This is a genomic window from Rhizobium brockwellii (assembly GCF_000769405.2).
Taxonomy (GTDB): Bacteria; Pseudomonadota; Alphaproteobacteria; order Rhizobiales; family Rhizobiaceae; genus Rhizobium; species Rhizobium brockwellii.
Genome location: NZ_CP053439.1, coordinates 3,184,466 through 3,199,845 on the forward strand (window position 1 = coordinate 3,184,466; position 15,380 = coordinate 3,199,845).

Consider the following 15,380-nt stretch of genomic DNA (forward strand, 5'->3'; position numbering starts at 1 on the left):
GCTAGCCTGCTTCACCGAACCGGATATCTTGAGGAGGAACCGACATGACATCGCATCTTATCAAAACTCTACTTGTCGCGGGTAGCTTGATCGCAAGCATCGCGGCGGCAAACGCGCAGGAATGCGCCAAGGAGCCGGTCACGGTCGGCTTCCTGCCGAAGCTGGACACCGACCCCTATTTCCAGGTCGCACAAACAGGCGCGGAAGAGGCCGCAAAGGAGATCGGCGGCAAGGCGATCAAGCAGGCTCCGTCGCAGGCAACCGCTGAGGCGCAGATCGATTTCATCAACAATCTGGTTTCTCAGAAAGTGGGCGTCATCGCGATATCCGCCAATGACGCCAATGCCGTGGCCCCCGCTTTGCGCCGCGCAGCCAAGCAGGGTGTAAAGGTCGTATCCTATGATTCCGACGTATCGACGGCCGCCCGTTCCGTCTTCCTCAACCAGGCGGCCGGCGACAGCCTGGCCGAAATGATGCTGGAATCGATGGGGCAGATGATCAACTACGACGGCGAGTTTGCGATCCTGTCCTCGACGCCGACGGCAACCAACCAGAATGCTTGGATCGACTTCATGAAGAAGACGATGGCGGGTGACAAGAAATTCGCCAAGATGAAGCTCGTTCAGGTCGCCTATGGCCAGGAGAGCGAGCAAGTCAACCAGCAGCAGGCCCTGGCCCTGGCACAGGCATTTCCGAACCTCAAGGGCATCATCATTCCGGCCGGCATCGGCTTGCCCGCGGCTGCCCGTGCAATGGACCAGGCGGGTCTTCTCGGCAAGGTCAAGCTGACCGGTCTGGCGCCGGCGACCCTCATCAAGAAATACATCCAGAACGGCTCGGTCCAGGATATCTGGTGGAACGTCAAGGACCTTGGCTATCTGACCTACTATGCGGCCCAGGCCGTTGCGCAGTGCAAATTGACGGGCAAGGAGGGAGAGACCTTCGAAGCCGGCAGGCTTGGTTCCTACAAGGTCGGCCCCAAGGGCGAAGTGCTTCTCGGACCGGCTGACATCGTGACGCCGGCAAACGTCGAAGAATTCAAGTTCTGACATCCTCGACCTGAAGGGTGGCGCCGCTACGGCGCCACCCGTTTCCAATGGATATCGGGAGGCCACCATGAAGCCAGTGTTGCTCGCCGGCGAGACGTTTCACGTCACATCCTTTGCCGCTAAAGGCTATGAGGTTGGGGCTTCGTCACGCTATTCCAACGGTGCCGAGCGCTACATCAAGGGCCTCGCGGCGCATGATATCGCGGTCGTCCAGATCGGTGGCGAGCGTTGCGAAAGCCAATTCCCGACGACGATAGAGGCACTCGCCCCCTATTCGACGGTCGTTCTTTCCGACGTGGGTGCGCTGTCGCTCCTCTATACCCCTCAGACGAGAGCTGGCCGACGCTCCGTGAACCGCCTCGCGCTTCTAAGGGAATGGGTGGAGAGAGGCGGCGCGCTGATGATGGCGGGCGGATATTGCAGCTTTCAAGGTATCGATGGTCTTGCCATGTTTCGTGGCACTGATGTCGAGGAATGCCTACCGATCGAGTGCTTTCCAGGCCCTGATGGAATGGAAGCGCCGGAAGGCCTGGACCCTGTCGTTGATGAAATCGATCATCCGATACTGGCACGAGTGCCATCACCGATCCCCTACGTCCTCGGTATGAACCGCGTTGCCGCCCGCGCTAGCACAGACACGAAAACCCTGATCCGTTGCGGCCATCGTCATGGACAAATGCCATTGCTGTCGGTTCGCGACTATGGCGCGGGGCGCTCGCTCGCCTGGATGACCGACATTGGTCCTCATTGGCTGTCCGAGGATTTCATGCAGTGGTCCGGCTACGATCTGTTGATGGCCAACATGATCCGTTGGCTCGCGCGGGAAATCTAGGGCATCCTGTCATGCAATTGATTTCTGCCGCAGACCTTATCGCTGGTATTGCCCATCGGCATGATGAACGGCGTTGCATTGTTGCCATCGCTGGGCCACCGGGATCCGGCAAATCCACCTTTGCAGAGAAACTCGGCGCTGAGCTCAACGCTCGCGCAGCCGATAGCGCCGCCGTCTTGCCGATGGACGGATATCACCTTGACGACATGGTACTTGTGCCCCGTGGTCTGCGGCCACGCAAAGGCGCACCGGAGACGTTCGATGTTGCGGGGTTCGCACATATGATCGGCCGTCTCCGGGAAAATGCGGAGCCCGAAATAGCTGTGCCGGTGTTCGACAGGAGCCTTGAGATCGCAAGGGCTGGCGCCCGGCTCATTTCCCGCTCTGCGCGCACGGTGATTGTCGAGGGCAATTATCTGCTGCTTGATCAACCGCCATGGAATGCATTGAATTTTGATATCACGGTGATGATTGATGCGGAACGCAAGGTTTTGCGTGAACGTCTGATAAAGCGCTGGCTGGATCTGGGACTGGACCCTGCGGAAGCCAACGCGAAGGTCGATAAAAATGACTTGATCAACCTTGACCTTGTCAAAAATGGCAGTCGGTCGGCTGATTTCCTCGTTGCGCACGGCCTTGTCAGCTGACACCGTGTCATATCTGCTCTCTAGGTTTCAACACAAAATCCAAGCCCACACACTTGTCAGGTTATTCCGTTAAAAGACAGCTCTTGACTCACAACAACACTCATTTGGGAATTCTAAGAGTCCCCACTTTTTAGCTCACGGCGGCGACGGAAAGGCAGAGGGCGAATTTCTTCAGCAGCCGTCGATCGAATTGCCCTTCGCTGCCAAGCATCCACTTCAGTGCTTGGCTCGCGCTCCATGGCGCCTTGTACGGCCGCACGGAGGTCACGGCGTCATAGACGTCGCAAATCGCAGCAAGACGGGCATGGAAGCTGACCTGCGTCTCGGAAAGCCTGCGAGGATAGCCCTTGCCGTCGATACGCTCATGATGGTTGAGGCATACGTCGAGAACGATCTCCGACATACCTTCCTGGCGCGCCAGGATTGCATGCCCCTTTTCGGGATGATCGCGGATCATCTTGATCTCGTCCTCTTCAAGGCGCCCTTCCTTGTTGAGTATCTCAAGCGGAATTTCGAGCTTGCCGACGTCATGCAGCAATCCTGCTGTGCCGAGCGTCTGCACCGTAGCCTCGTCAAGTCCGAGATGACGGCCGAAAAGGATCATCAGCGCACTCACCGAAAGGGAATGCAGAAACGTCACTTCGTCCTTGGATTTCAGACGCGTAACGCTGAGAAAGACAGTGGGATTGTCATCCATCGACTTAGAGACCGAGGAAATCACCGGCGCGACCTGATCGACGCTGATCCCATCGCCATGCTTGAGCCGGCCGAAAACACTTTCCAGTACCTGCACGGATTTCTGGATGGTCTCGCGTGCCGCCTGGGTGTCGATCTCGATATTGCCGCCTGGCAGGCCGTCGATGTCGAGGCCTCTGCTGGTGTTGATGATAACACCTTCAATACCGCTCTTCCGAAGTTTCAGGGCATCGGCTTCACGCCGCAACAGAAATCTTCGCTTGGACAGAAAGGGATCCTGCCATGCACCTTCAATCGCCTCCACAAACATTCCGTTGCGCACCCGCCTGGCTTCGATACGCTTGAGCATCCAGATCTCAGTTCCCGAAATATCTCTCTGTTTATTATCGACCGCTCTTTTGCATCGCAGCAATATATGCACGAACAATGGTTCTACTCTAATTGGTAGAATCAAGTGTTAATCTCAAAACGGAATTCGAATATTCAGAAAGACGAGGAGGTTCCCCGAAATCCAGCAGGTTTATCAGCCAACCGCGCTGATGCCCCGAGGTACCGCACCCTCTAGAAATCGGCAGACGGCGCCAGGATCGACGATTCCGGGACGATTTCGTGCCGGATCGGCTCGATTTTCGTTTCATTTTGTTATCAACTTGCGGAATCCCACCAAAATTCCTAGAAATCTTGCCGTTGCGCCCATTCGAGCCAAATATGGTCGGAGGGCGCTTTGATCGCGCCGATATCGATCGTCCTTGGCATGGCCTGGGGGCCGTTGAACGATCCGGAAAAGCCGGCGCGGCACCTCATCGCGGGTCGAATGACCCCCATCCAAGGAGACAGACAATGACCCTCAAGACATTGACGGCGACCCTCGTCGCGTCACTCGCCTTTGCGCCGCTTGCCTATGCCGATATCACCATCGGCCTGATCGCGCCGCTCACCGGCCCCGTCGCCGCCTATGGCGACCAGGTGAAGAATGGTGCGCAGACCGCCGTCGACGAAATCAACAAGAAGGGCGGAATTCTCGGCGAGAAGGTCGTCCTCGAACTGGCCGACGATGCCGGCGAACCGAAACAGGGCGTTTCCGCCGCCAACAAGGTCGTCGGCGACGGCATCCGCTTCGTCGTTGGCCCGGTGACATCGGGCGTCGCCATCCCCGTTTCGGACGTGCTTGCTGAAAACGGCGTGCTGATGGTCACCCCGACCGCGACGGCCCCTGACCTGACCAAGCGCGGTCTCACCAATGTGCTGCGCACCTGCGGCCGCGACGACCAGCAGGCCGAAGTCGCCGCCAAATATGTGCTGAAGAATTTCAAGGACAAGCGCGTCGCCATCGTCAACGACAAGGGCGCCTACGGCAAAGGCCTCGCCGACGCCTTCAAGGCGACGCTGAACGCCGGCGGCATCACCGAAGTCGTCAATGACGCGATCACGCCTGGTGACAAGGATTTCAGCGCGCTTACCACCCGCATCAAGTCCGAGAAGGTCGACGTGGTCTATTTCGGCGGCTACCACCCGGAAGGCGGCCTGCTGGCCCGCCAGCTGCATGACCTCGCCGCCAACGCGACGATCATCGGCGGCGACGGACTCTCCAACACCGAATTCTGGGCAATCGGCACGGATGCGGTAGCAGGCACCATCTTCACCAACGCTTCGGACGCCACCAAGAGCCCGGATTCCAAAGCCGCAGCCGATGCGCTCGCCGCCAAGAACATCCCGGCGGAGGCCTTCACGCTGAACGCCTATGCCGCCGTCGAAGTGCTGAAAGCCGGCATCGAGAAGGCCGGCAGCGCCGAAGATGCGGAAGCCGTCGCGGCCGCGTTGAAGGGCGGCGAAGAAATCCCGACCGCCATCGGCAAGATCACCTACGGCGAAACCGGCGACCTGACCTCGCAGAGCTTCTCGCTCTACAAATGGGAAGCCGGCAAGATCGTCGCCGCCGAGTAATTGACGGATACAGAGAAACAGGATCGAGCGCCTCACGGCGCCCGATTTGTATTTTGAGAGATGGGCTGCCGGTCAATCCCGCGTCCTCTTATCCTCACGCAGATAGCTTTCCACTGTCGGGTGTTCGATAAGTACCATCGGTTGAACATACGTCCGATTGGGTGTTGGATTTGAAATCCGCGCGTAGAAACTGGCGACCACGACGCGCTTAAGATTTTCATCGGAAGCGACACTTCCGGTCGATTTTTTGAGAATGATCTGACTGACCTTCCCGTGCTTGTCGGTCGTGAGTACCGCAGAGTTGTTCACACAGCCGCTCAACAGAAAAACTGCTGCGCAGGCCGCCGAAATAATTGCTTTCATATCATGACCTTGAGTTGGAAAACGACATCTGTATTCTCGCTTCACTAGCACTGCTGCCACCGAGGCAAAAGCAGCGGGAAATACAATCCAAATGTTTCCAGCATCCGTTCGGCATCAGCGGCAGAAAAACAATCGACGAGGTAGCAATCCATGACCACGAAGCTCGAACGTCTCATCGATCAGGGCGTTGGCCGTATGCCGGCCGATATCGTGCTGAAGGGCGGCCGTTTCTTCGATCTCGTCACCGGCGAACTCGTCCAGTCGGACATTGCCATCGGCGCCGATCGCATCGTCGGCACCTCAGGCAATTATGAGGGCGAGACCGAGATCGACATCTCGGGCAGGATCGTCGTTCCCGGCTTCATCGACACGCATCTGCATATCGAATCTTCGCTGGTGACCCCGCATGAATTCGATCGCTGCGTTCTGCCCTACGGTGTGACGACCGCCATCTGCGATCCGCACGAAATCGCCAATGTCCTCGGAACCGCCGGCATCGAATTCTTTCTCGAATCCGCGCTGGAGACGATCATGGACATCCGCGTCCAGCTCTCCTCCTGCGTTCCGGCGACACATCTCGAAACCTCCGGCGCCGACCTGCCGATCGAAAGCCTCCTGCCCTACCGCCACCATCCGAAGGTCATCGGCCTTGCCGAATTCATGAATTTCCCCGGCGTCATCCACAAGGATCCCGTCTGCATGGCCAAGCTCGACGCCTTCCAGGGCGGCCATATCGACGGTCACGCGCCGCTGCTCTCAGGCAACGACCTCAACGGTTACCTCGCAGCCGGCATCCGCACCGAGCACGAATGCACGACCTCCGCCGAAGCGCTGGAAAAGATCCGCAAGGGCATGCATATCCTCGTGCGCGAGGGTTCGGTATCCAAGGATCTCGCTGCGCTGATACCCATTATCACCGAGCGGCTTTCACCCTTCCTCGCGCTTTGCACCGACGACCGCAATCCGCTCGATATCGCCGAACAGGGCCATCTTGATCATATGATCCGCACAGCGATCGCGAGCGGCGTCGAGCCCCTGGCGATCTACCGCGCCGCCTCGATTTCGGCCGCCCGCGCCTTCGGCCTCAGGGACCGCGGCCTGGTCGCGCCGGGCTGGCGGGCCGATCTGGTGGTTCTCGACAGCCTGGAAAACTGCCGCGCCGACATGATCTTCTCCGCCGGCCGCCGCGTCACCGATGCACTGTTTTCCTCGCGCAGACCGGTTGCCCCGATCGGCCTCGACAGCGTCAAGGCAAGGCCCGTCAACGCCGCCCATTTCGGCGTCCCGGTCGCCGAGGGCGAAACACCTGTCATCGGCGTCATGCCGGGCAAGATCATCACCGAGCATCGCCGCTACCGCCTGCCCGTCAGGGGCAACGAGACGACCGTCGATCTTGCCAACGATATCATCAAGGTCGCCGTCATCGAGCGCCACGGCAAGAACGGCAACCATGCCAACGGCTTCGTCCAGGGCTTCGGCCTGAAGAAGGGTGCGATCGCCTCGACCGTCGGCCATGACAGCCACAATATCTGCGTGGTCGGCGTCAGCGAGGACGACATGGCCTGCGCCGCAAACCGCCTCGGCGAGATCAAGGGCGGCTTCGTCGTCGTCGAAGACGGTAAGGTCACCGGCGAAATCGCCCTGCCCATCGCTGGTCTTATGAGCCTAGAGCCCTACGAGACGGTTCGCGACATCCTCCACCATCTGCGCAAGGCCGCCTTCGCGCTCGGCGCCACGCTGGAAGAACCCTTCCTTCAGCTCGCTTTCCTGCCGCTGCCGGTCATCCCGCACCTGAAGATATCCGACCGCGGCATGGTGGATGTGGACAAGTTCGCGCTCATCGGGTGATGCAATTTCACGGCCGACTCCCCAGTGGGGCAGCCTTTGACCGTCGACTTCAGAGATACAGCAGTCGAACGTCAAATCCGCGCGCAAAACCCGTCGAGCGCGGCAAGCTTCACCGATCCCGCGCCAGCCACCGCCCCGAAGCCCGGCATCTCAAGCGTTTCCTCGATCACCATGTCATCGGGCAGGCGGAATTCCGCCGGTTTGCGCGTCAGGTTGAAAACGAAGAGCAGTTTTTCTCCGTCCTTTTCGCGGGTGAAGGCGAGTAGGTCCTGATTGGTGCCGATGAAGCTCATCTCGCCGTCGATCAGCGCCGGATGGCGCCTCCGGAATGCGAGCGTCTTGCGGTAGTGGTGCAGCACCGAGCTGTCGCTCGCCTCCTGCGTATCGACGGAAAGTGCTGCCTGCTCATAAGGCACCGGCAGCCAGCTCTTTTCCGCGGATGTGAAGCCCGCATGCGCCTTGCCGGCTTCCCAGGGCATCGGCGTGCGGCAGCCGTCGCGGCCCTTGAAGGCCGGCCAGAAGCGGATGCCGTAGGGGTCGCGCAGATCCTCGAAGGCGAGCTCGGCCTCGGGCAGGCCGAGTTCCTCGCCCTGGTAGAGGCAGATCGAGCCACGTAGCGCCGCAAGCACAGAGATTGCCAGCTTGGCGATGACTGGCCGTTCTTCCTCCGACCGCGCGAAACGGCTGACATGGCGCATGACGTCGTGGTTGGAAAAAGCCCAGCAGACCCAGCCGTCCGTGACTGCCTTCTGGAAGGCCTCGACGCAGCCGCGAATATGCTCGGCGGTGAAATCCGGCCCGAGCAGATCGAATGTGTAGCACATGTGCAGCTTGTCGCCGCCACTCGTATAGGCGCCAACCGTCTTCAGCGAACGCGCGCCATCGCCGACTTCGCCGACGGTCGTGCGATCCTCGTACTGATCGAGCAGCGCCCGGAAGCGCTTGAGGAAATCGACATTTTCCGGCTGCGTCTTGTCGTAGAGGTGGTTCTGCATGCCGTAGGGATTGCTGTCGGGCGCATCGAGGCCCGCGTCATTCTCATCAGGCTCGTGCGGCGGATTGCTCCTGAGCAGCTTGTCGCAGAAATAATAGTTGACCGTGTCCAGGCGGAAGCCGTCGACGCCGCGGTCGAGCCAGAACTTCACCGTCTCGAGGACCGCATCCTGCACGGCTTTGCTGTGGAAGTTCAGGTCCGGCTGCGAGGTCAGGAAATTGTGCTGGTAATATTGCCGGCGCACGCCATCCCACTCCCAGCCCGGCCCGCCGAAGATCGACAGCCAGTTGTTCGGCGCTGTACCGTCAGGCTTCGGATCGGCCCAGACATACCAATCCGCCTTGGGATTGGTCCGGCTCGATCGGCTCTCGACGAACCAGGGATGCCGGTCGGAGGTGTGCGAGATCACCTGGTCGATGACGACCTTGATTCCGAGCCTGTGCGCTTCGGCCATCATCTCGTCGAAATCGGCGAGCGTCCCGAAGATCGGATCGACGTCGCAATAATCGGAAACGTCGTAGCCCATGTCGGCCATCGGCGACTTGAAGAAGGGCGAGAGCCAGATCGCGTCGACGCCGAGGCTGGCTATATGCGGCAGCCGGCGGGTGATTCCCCTGAGATCGCCGAGACCGTCGCTGTTGGTGTCCTGAAACGAGCGCGGATAGACCTGATAGATCACCGCGCCGCGCCACCAGTCCGCACTCCCGCCTGCCTGCAATGCCATCGGCTACATCTCCTGCCTCGTTTGCGCTCGCCACACTAAAGCGGACGAAACAAAAGACAACCATGTGAAGCCGTTATGAGAGCGTGGCTGATGTCGCGGCACATCGTCGCGATCCGACAAGGGGGAGACGTATATGGACTTGTCCACAACCCGTTTCCACGCTCCGGATTTGGGGTTGCAACGCAAAGCCTTTGCGATAATGTGCGCGCTGACCTGCACGTAAGAGGTCAAACACCGGGAACAAATGTCTAATAAAGGCGAAAAGCCTAGAAAGGTGGACCCACCATGAACCATTTCGCGAAAAAATTTCTCGCCTCTGCGATGCTTGGCACATTGCTGGCGTTTTCGGCCCACGCGGCCACGCTCAACATTCACAATGGTGGCGACCCGCAGTCGCTCGATCCGCAGAAGCTTTCCGGGGACTGGGAAAATCGTATCGCCGGCGACATTTTCGAAGGCCTCGTCACCGAGGACGCCAAGGATAATCCGATCCCCGGCCAGGCCGAAAGCTGGACCATTTCGCCTGATGGCAAGGTCTACACCTTCAAGCTTCGCGACGGCATCAAGTGGTCCGATGGCCAGCCGGTAACGGCAGGAGACTTCGTCTTCGCCTTCCAGCGCCTCGTCGACCCGAAGAATGCCGCCGACTATGCCTATCTGCAGTTCACCATCAAGAACGCGGAAAAGATCAACAAGGGTGAGATCACCGATCTCAACCAGCTCGGCGTCAAGGCGATCGACGACAAGACGCTCGAAATCACCCTTGAAAACTCGACCCCTTATTTCCTCAATGCCTTGATGCATTACACCGCCTATCCGCTGCCGAAGCATGTCGTCGAGGCGAAGGGTCAGGATTGGGTCAAGATCGGCAACATCGTCACCAACGGCCCTTACAAGCCGGTCGAGTGGGTTCCGGGTTCCCATGTCACGACTGTCAAGAACGACCAGTGGTATGACACCAAGGACCTGAAGATCGACGGTGCGAAGTTCTTCGTGCTTGAGGATCAGGAAGCCGCGCTGAAGCGTTACCGCGCCGGCGAATTCGATATCCTCACCGACTTTCCGACCGACCAATACGAGTGGATGAAGAAGAACCTGCCGGGCCAAGCGCATGTCGCCCCCTTCTCCGGCCTCTATTATTACGTCGTCAACTCGCAGAAGCCGCCCTTCAGCGACAAGCGCGTCCGCCAGGCTCTCTCCATGGCGATCAACCGTGAAGTCATCGGCCCGCAGATCCTCGGCACCGGCGAACTGCCGGCCTATTCCTGGGTTCCGCCGGGCACGGCGAATTACGGCGAGCCCGCCTACGTCAGCTGGAAGGACCTGCCCTATAGCGAGAAGGTCGCTGAAGCCAAGAAGCTTCTGGCCGAAGCCGGCTTCGGCCCGGAAAAGCCGCTGCACGCTGTACTCAGCTATAACACCAACGACAACCACAAGCGTATCGCCGTTGCCATCGCTTCCATGTGGAAGCCGCTCGGCGTCGATGTCGAGCTCGTCAATGCCGAAACCAAGGTGCATTACGACCAGATGCAGCGTGGTCAGGTCGAAATCGGCCGCGCCGGCTGGCTCGCCGACTATAACGATCCGGACAACTTCCTGAACCTCCTGGTGACAGGTGTGCAGATGAACTACGGCCGCTGGTCCAATCCCGAGTACGACAAGATGATCAAGGAAGGCAACGCCGAGACGGATCTCGCCAAGCGTGCCGCGATCTTCAAGAAGGCCGAACAGTTGGCGCTGGATGAATCCGCCGCCCTGCCGATCTACTACTATGTCTCGAAGAACGTCGTTTCGCCGAAGATCGAAGGCTTCGTCGACAACATCCAGGACATCCACCGCACCCGCTGGCTGTCGATGAAAGAGTAAGGGAAAACGGTCCTTTCCGCGCACTGCGGTAAGGACCGGCCCACGATCATGATCAAATACGCACTCCGTCGCCTGCTGTCGACGATCCCCGTCATGTGGATCGCCGTGACAGCCTCGTTTTTTGTTTTGCGCCTTGCCCCCGGCGGCCCTTTCGATGGCGAAAGGCCATTGCCGCCGGTGATCCTGAAGAACCTTGCGGCCCACTATAATCTAGACAAGCCGCTCATCCAGCAGTACCTGATCTATGTCGGTGACCTGCTCCGGGGCGATCTCGGCCCCTCCTTCGCCAGCGAAGATTTCACCGTCGCCCAGCAGATCATGATCGGTCTGCCCTATACCTTTACCATCGGTACGGCTGCCTTCCTGATTGCCATCATTGCCGGCGTGGCCGTCGGCTGTCTCGGGGCACTCTATCAGAACAAGGCACCGGATTATATTCTGGGCGCGCTCATTCTGGTGGGCGTCGTGCTACCGAACTTCTTGATTGCGCCCATCCTGCAGCTCGTCTTCGGCATCCATCTCGCGTGGTTTCCGGTCGGCGGCTGGGGTGACGGCTCGATCAAATACCTCATCCTGCCGATCGTCGTTCTGGCGCTGCCGCATGCCGGCCGTATCTCGCGCATCACGCGCGGCTCGATGATCGAGGTGATGAATCAGAACTTCATTCGCACCGCCAAGGCCAAAGGCATCGGCCCCCGCCTGACGGTCATGCGCCACGCGCTGAAACCTGCGCTGATGCCTGTCGTCTCCTATCTCGGACCGGCTGCAAGTTACCTTCTCACCGGCTCGCTGGTTGTCGAGAGCATCTTCGGATTGCCCGGCATCGGCCGCTATTTCGTCAACGCAGCGCTGAACCGCGATTACGGCATGGTTCTCGGCACGGTCATCTTCTACATGGTGCTGATCGTGTTCCTGAACCTTCTCGTCGATATCGCCTATGCGTGGCTCGATCCGAAAGTGAGAAACAGATGATCCTCAACCCCGCAAAACGCGAGCTGCTCGCCCAGGAGCTGCTGGAGGCGGAGGGCCTTGCGCCCGAAAGCCGCTCGCTCACCAAGGATGCCTTGCGCCGCCTCGGGCGCAACAAGGCCGCGGTCCTGTCGATCGTCGTCCTGACGCTGTTAATCCTCGTAGCCTTCATCGGCCCCTGGTTCATTCCCTTCAATTATGAAGATCCTGATTGGGCGGCCTTCCGCATACCGCCCTCGATCGAAACCGGCCACTATTTCGGCACCGACCCGAACGGCCGCGACCTTCTCGCCCGCGTCCTTTACGGCACCCGCGTCTCGCTCGCCGTAGCGCTGACGGCGACCGTCGTCTCAGTCTTCATCGGCGTGCTCTACGGCGCCGTCTCGGGCTATATCGGCGGCAGGCTCGATGCAATCATGATGCGCTTCGTCGATATCATGTATGCGCTTCCCTATATCCTCTTCGTCATCCTGCTGATGGTGATCTTCGGCCGCAACGTCTATCTGCTGTTTGCCGCCATCGGCGCGCTGGAATGGCTGACGATGGCCCGCATCGTGCGCGGCCAGACGCTGTCGATCAAGCACCGCGAATTCATCGAGGCGGCCCGCGCCTCCGGGCAGCGGCCATTCAAGATCATCATCAAGCACATCATCCCGAACCTCGTCGGACCCGTGGTCATCTTCGCAGCATTGACGGTGCCTGAAATCATCGCCACCGAAAGCTTCCTTTCCTATCTCGGCTTCGGCGTGCAGGAACCGCTGACCTCGCTCGGCACGCTGATCGCCGAGGGGACCGACGCCATGGAAAGCATGCCTTGGCTGCTGGTCTTCCCGGCAAGCTTCCTCGTGGCCCTGCTGCTCAGCCTGCTATTCATCGGCGACGGCCTGCGCGACGCGTTCGACCCGAAGGATCGTTAAATGACGGATACCCTCCTCGAACTCAAAGACTACTCGATCACCTTCAAGACGCCTGATGGTGAGGTGAAGGCGGTCTCGAACATGAACCTGACGGTCAAGCGCGGCGAGCGCATCGCCATCGTCGGCGAATCCGGCTCCGGCAAGAGTCAGACCTTCCTCGGCATCATGGGCCTGCTCGCCAAGAACGGCAAAACCACGGGACAGGCGCTGCTCGAAGGCAAGGACGTGCTGGCGCTGAAACCGCGCGAGCTCGACCAGATCCGCGGCAAAGATATGGCGATGGTCTTCCAAGACCCGATGACGGCCCTCAATCCAACGCTGAAGATCTCCCGGCAGTTGACGGAGCAGCTCGAGGTTCACGGCGGCCTGACGGCGCGCGCCGCCTCCGCCGCCGCACTCGATATGCTGAAACGCGTCGGCATCCCCGACCCGACACGACGCTTCCACCTCTACCCGCATGAGCTCTCCGGCGGCATGCGACAGCGCATCGTCATCGCCATGGCGCTGCTCACCCGGCCGAAGCTTCTGATCGCCGACGAACCGACGACGGCACTCGACGTTACTATCCAGGCGCAGATTCTCGATCTCTTCAACGACCTGACGGCGGAGATGAACACGGCGCTCGTCATGATCACCCACGATCTCGGCGTCGTTGCCGGCCTCGCCGACCGCGTCGCAGTCATGTATGCCGGCCGCATAGTCGAGGAGGCGCCCGTCGACGAGCTCTTCGACAACCCGGCACATCCCTATACCGCAGCACTGCATGCCTCGATCCCGCGGCCGGACCAGGATGTCGATGACCTCGTCGTCATCCCCGGGCGTCCGCCGAACCTGCAGCACCTGCCGAAGGGCTGCAATTTCTCACCGCGCTGTTCGCAGGCCCAGGACGATTGCATCGACCGTCCGCCATTGCTCGAAACGCTGGCGCCGCACCACTGCGCCGCCTGCTACCACCCTTTCCCGCGCCGTGAGGAGTTGCTGAACCATGGCTGATCGATCGCTTCTGAGGGTCGAGAACCTGACGACCCAGTTCGAACTGCCGGCGAAAGGCCTCTTCAAGCCGCCGGTCTTCCTCACCGCCGTCAACAATGTCAGCTTCGACCTCAGCGAAGGCCGCACGCTCGGCATCGTCGGCGAATCCGGCTGCGGCAAGTCGACGCTCGGCCGCTCCATCCTACGGCTCTTGAAATCGCAGAAGGGCCGCATCCTCTGGCAGGGTCGCAACCTGCTCGACCTCACGGACGAGGAAATGCGCGCCGCCCGCCGCGACATGCAGATCATCTTCCAGGATCCGATCGCCTCGCTCGACCCGCGCATGACGGTTGGCGACATCATCGCCGAACCGCTCACCGTCTTCGAGCGGAAGCTCTCGAGGGCCGAGCGCACCGAACGCGTCCGTGAGATCATGACCGCCGTCGGCCTGGTGCCGGAGATGATCAACCGCTATCCGCACGAATTCTCCGGCGGGCAGGCGCAGCGCATCGGCATCGCCCGGGCAGTGGTCACCAAACCGAAGCTCATCATCTGCGACGAGCCGGTTTCGGCTCTCGACGTCTCGATCCAGGGTCAGGTGATCACGCTTCTGCGCAAGCTGCGCAAGGAGTTCGGCCTGACGTTGATCTTCATCAGCCACGACCTCTCCGTCGTGCGCCTGATCTCGGACGATGTGCTGGTGCTCTATCTCGGCAGGGTGGTGGAAGCAGGCGACTGTGCCACCGTCTTCGATCATCCGGCCCATCCCTATACGCAGGCGCTGTTTTCGGCCGCACCGATCCCCGATCCGAAGCTTGCGCGCCTGCGCACGCGCATCCGCCTGCAGGGCGACCCGCCCTCGCCGCTCAATCCGCCGAAGGGCTGCGTCTTCTCGCCGCGCTGCTGGAAGGCGACCGACATCTGTCGCACCGAGATGCCGCCGACCGAGGAGGTCCGCCCCGGCCAGAAGGCCGCCTGTTATCACATGGACAAGCCATGAACGGAACGAAGGCCGCGCAGGCGGCCTTCGCCAGCCTGATACGCCAGCCATATCGGGACGAAACGGACTATTTTTGGGTCCAAAACCCCTGATAAGATAGCTTTTATAAGCATGTGCTATCCCATTTCGGCCTAATCGCAAGCCAGGGGAACGCATATATGAAATCGAAAATATCAGGTTTGATTGCAATTGTCGCCGCGGTGATCGCCGCCTCCGCTGTTTCAGTGCATGCCGAAGATCTGACGTTCAAGCTCACCAACGGAACGAACTCCGTGCTGACGCGCTTCTACAGCTCGCCGACCGGCGTCGACGAGTGGGAAGAAGACGTGTTCGGCGAGAACGTTCTCGATCCGGGCGAAACCATGGACATTACCATCGCCGATGGCCGCACCGTCTGCAAATACGACATGCGCTTCGAATTCGAGGAAGGATCAAACCTCGCAACCACCGAAGATAGCCAGGATCTTTGCGCGATGGGCAGCTACACCATTAACGAATAGGCGTCCTTCTTAAAGCCCGCCTTCGTCTCGTCCGCGAAGGTGGGCTTTCATCTCCCGTG

Annotated in this window: 14 protein-coding genes; 11 read left to right on the plus strand and 3 right to left on the minus strand. The window is 60.0% G+C overall.

Annotated features, from left to right (window positions below; all coding sequences use genetic code 11):
• Positions 1-44 precede the first annotated feature (44 nt).
• The 3 genes from RLCC275e_RS15905 to RLCC275e_RS15915 all read left to right on the plus strand — a co-directional run bounded on the left by RLCC275e_RS15905 (position 45) and on the right by RLCC275e_RS15915 (position 2,528).
• Complete coding sequence (locus RLCC275e_RS15905; protein ID WP_033180137.1) at positions 45-1,049, plus strand: rhamnose ABC transporter substrate-binding protein; 1,005 nt, start codon at positions 45-47, stop codon at positions 1,047-1,049.
• A gap of 67 nt (positions 1,050-1,116) precedes the next feature.
• Positions 1,117-1,881 carry a glutamine amidotransferase gene (locus RLCC275e_RS15910; RefSeq protein ID WP_033180136.1) on the plus strand — a complete coding sequence of 255 codons (765 nt, stop codon included), beginning with the start codon at positions 1,117-1,119 and terminating at the stop codon, positions 1,879-1,881.
• Between the two features lie 11 nt (positions 1,882-1,892).
• On the plus strand, positions 1,893-2,528 hold the full coding sequence (locus RLCC275e_RS15915; protein WP_033180135.1) for a nucleoside triphosphate hydrolase: 636 nt from the start codon (positions 1,893-1,895) through the stop codon (positions 2,526-2,528).
• 130 nt (positions 2,529-2,658) lie between these two features.
• Here the strand turns inward: RLCC275e_RS15915 and RLCC275e_RS15920 are convergent, their stop codons facing one another.
• Positions 2,659-3,573: an HD-GYP domain-containing protein gene (locus RLCC275e_RS15920; RefSeq protein ID WP_033180134.1), complete on the minus strand. Its 915-nt coding sequence runs from the start codon at positions 3,571-3,573 to the stop codon at positions 2,659-2,661.
• 491 nt (positions 3,574-4,064) lie between these two features.
• Here RLCC275e_RS15920 and RLCC275e_RS15925 point away from each other — a divergent pair, with 491 nt between their 5' ends.
• Positions 4,065-5,168, plus strand: a complete 1,104-nt coding sequence (locus RLCC275e_RS15925; RefSeq protein ID WP_033180133.1) for a branched-chain amino acid ABC transporter substrate-binding protein — start codon at positions 4,065-4,067, stop codon at positions 5,166-5,168.
• Positions 5,169-5,240: 72 nt separating this feature from the next.
• On the opposite strand, the gene RLCC275e_RS15930 is transcribed toward RLCC275e_RS15925, so the two are convergent.
• On the minus strand, positions 5,241-5,531 hold the full coding sequence (locus RLCC275e_RS15930) for a hypothetical protein (RefSeq protein WP_012758511.1): 291 nt from the start codon (positions 5,529-5,531) through the stop codon (positions 5,241-5,243).
• 150 nt (positions 5,532-5,681) lie between these two features.
• Here RLCC275e_RS15930 and ade point away from each other — a divergent pair, with 150 nt between their 5' ends.
• Positions 5,682-7,379 carry an adenine deaminase gene (ade, locus tag RLCC275e_RS15935; protein WP_033180132.1) on the plus strand — a complete coding sequence of 566 codons (1,698 nt, stop codon included), beginning with the start codon at positions 5,682-5,684 and terminating at the stop codon, positions 7,377-7,379.
• A 71-nt stretch (positions 7,380-7,450) separates the two neighbouring features.
• On the opposite strand, the gene bglA is transcribed toward ade, so the two are convergent.
• Positions 7,451-9,097: a beta-galactosidase BglA gene (gene bglA, locus RLCC275e_RS15940; RefSeq protein ID WP_033180131.1), complete on the minus strand. Its 1,647-nt coding sequence runs from the start codon at positions 9,095-9,097 to the stop codon at positions 7,451-7,453.
• A gap of 285 nt (positions 9,098-9,382) precedes the next feature.
• On the opposite strand from bglA, the gene RLCC275e_RS15945 reads away from it, so the two are divergent.
• From RLCC275e_RS15945 to RLCC275e_RS15970, 6 genes are all read left to right on the plus strand, one after another.
• Positions 9,383-10,963, plus strand: a complete 1,581-nt coding sequence (locus tag RLCC275e_RS15945; protein ID WP_033180130.1) for a peptide ABC transporter substrate-binding protein — start codon at positions 9,383-9,385, stop codon at positions 10,961-10,963.
• A 48-nt stretch (positions 10,964-11,011) separates the two neighbouring features.
• Entirely contained in the window at positions 11,012-11,935 is a 924-nt protein-coding gene (locus RLCC275e_RS15950; protein ID WP_033180129.1) for an ABC transporter permease subunit, read from the plus strand.
• On the plus strand, positions 11,932-12,849 hold the full coding sequence (locus RLCC275e_RS15955; protein WP_003561446.1) for an ABC transporter permease: 918 nt from the start codon (positions 11,932-11,934) through the stop codon (positions 12,847-12,849). The genes RLCC275e_RS15950 and RLCC275e_RS15955 overlap by 4 nt, the downstream gene beginning before the upstream one ends.
• Positions 12,850-13,842 (plus strand): ABC transporter ATP-binding protein, encoded by a 993-nt coding sequence (locus RLCC275e_RS15960; RefSeq protein ID WP_003561451.1) that lies wholly within the window; start codon positions 12,850-12,852, stop codon positions 13,840-13,842.
• Positions 13,835-14,821, plus strand: coding sequence for an ABC transporter ATP-binding protein (locus tag RLCC275e_RS15965; RefSeq protein WP_033180127.1), 987 nt, complete (start codon positions 13,835-13,837; stop codon positions 14,819-14,821). Before RLCC275e_RS15960 ends, RLCC275e_RS15965 begins: the two co-directional genes overlap by 8 nt.
• Before the next feature lie 158 nt (positions 14,822-14,979).
• The gene (locus RLCC275e_RS15970; protein WP_033180126.1) at positions 14,980-15,321 is read left to right on the plus strand and encodes a hypothetical protein; all 342 of its coding nucleotides are present in this window, start codon (positions 14,980-14,982) and stop codon (positions 15,319-15,321) included.
• Positions 15,322-15,380 lie beyond the last annotated feature (59 nt).

Coding starts and splice junctions, on each gene's coding strand:
- RLCC275e_RS15905 (WP_033180137.1), top strand. CDS start 45: ATGACATCGCATCTTATCAAAACTCTACTTGTCGCGGGTAGCTTGATC.
- RLCC275e_RS15910 (WP_033180136.1), top strand. CDS start 1,117: ATGAAGCCAGTGTTGCTCGCCGGCGAGACGTTTCACGTCACATCCTTT.
- RLCC275e_RS15915 (WP_033180135.1), top strand. CDS start 1,893: ATGCAATTGATTTCTGCCGCAGACCTTATCGCTGGTATTGCCCATCGG.
- RLCC275e_RS15920 (WP_033180134.1), bottom strand. CDS start 3,573: ATGCTCAAGCGTATCGAAGCCAGGCGGGTGCGCAACGGAATGTTTGTG.
- RLCC275e_RS15925 (WP_033180133.1), top strand. CDS start 4,065: ATGACCCTCAAGACATTGACGGCGACCCTCGTCGCGTCACTCGCCTTT.
- RLCC275e_RS15930 (WP_012758511.1), bottom strand. CDS start 5,531: ATGAAAGCAATTATTTCGGCGGCCTGCGCAGCAGTTTTTCTGTTGAGC.
- ade (WP_033180132.1), top strand. CDS start 5,682: ATGACCACGAAGCTCGAACGTCTCATCGATCAGGGCGTTGGCCGTATG.
- bglA (WP_033180131.1), bottom strand. CDS start 9,097: ATGGCATTGCAGGCAGGCGGGAGTGCGGACTGGTGGCGCGGCGCGGTG.
- RLCC275e_RS15945 (WP_033180130.1), top strand. CDS start 9,383: ATGAACCATTTCGCGAAAAAATTTCTCGCCTCTGCGATGCTTGGCACA.
- RLCC275e_RS15950 (WP_033180129.1), top strand. CDS start 11,012: ATGATCAAATACGCACTCCGTCGCCTGCTGTCGACGATCCCCGTCATG.
- RLCC275e_RS15955 (WP_003561446.1), top strand. CDS start 11,932: ATGATCCTCAACCCCGCAAAACGCGAGCTGCTCGCCCAGGAGCTGCTG.
- RLCC275e_RS15960 (WP_003561451.1), top strand. CDS start 12,850: ATGACGGATACCCTCCTCGAACTCAAAGACTACTCGATCACCTTCAAG.
- RLCC275e_RS15965 (WP_033180127.1), top strand. CDS start 13,835: ATGGCTGATCGATCGCTTCTGAGGGTCGAGAACCTGACGACCCAGTTC.
- RLCC275e_RS15970 (WP_033180126.1), top strand. CDS start 14,980: ATGAAATCGAAAATATCAGGTTTGATTGCAATTGTCGCCGCGGTGATC.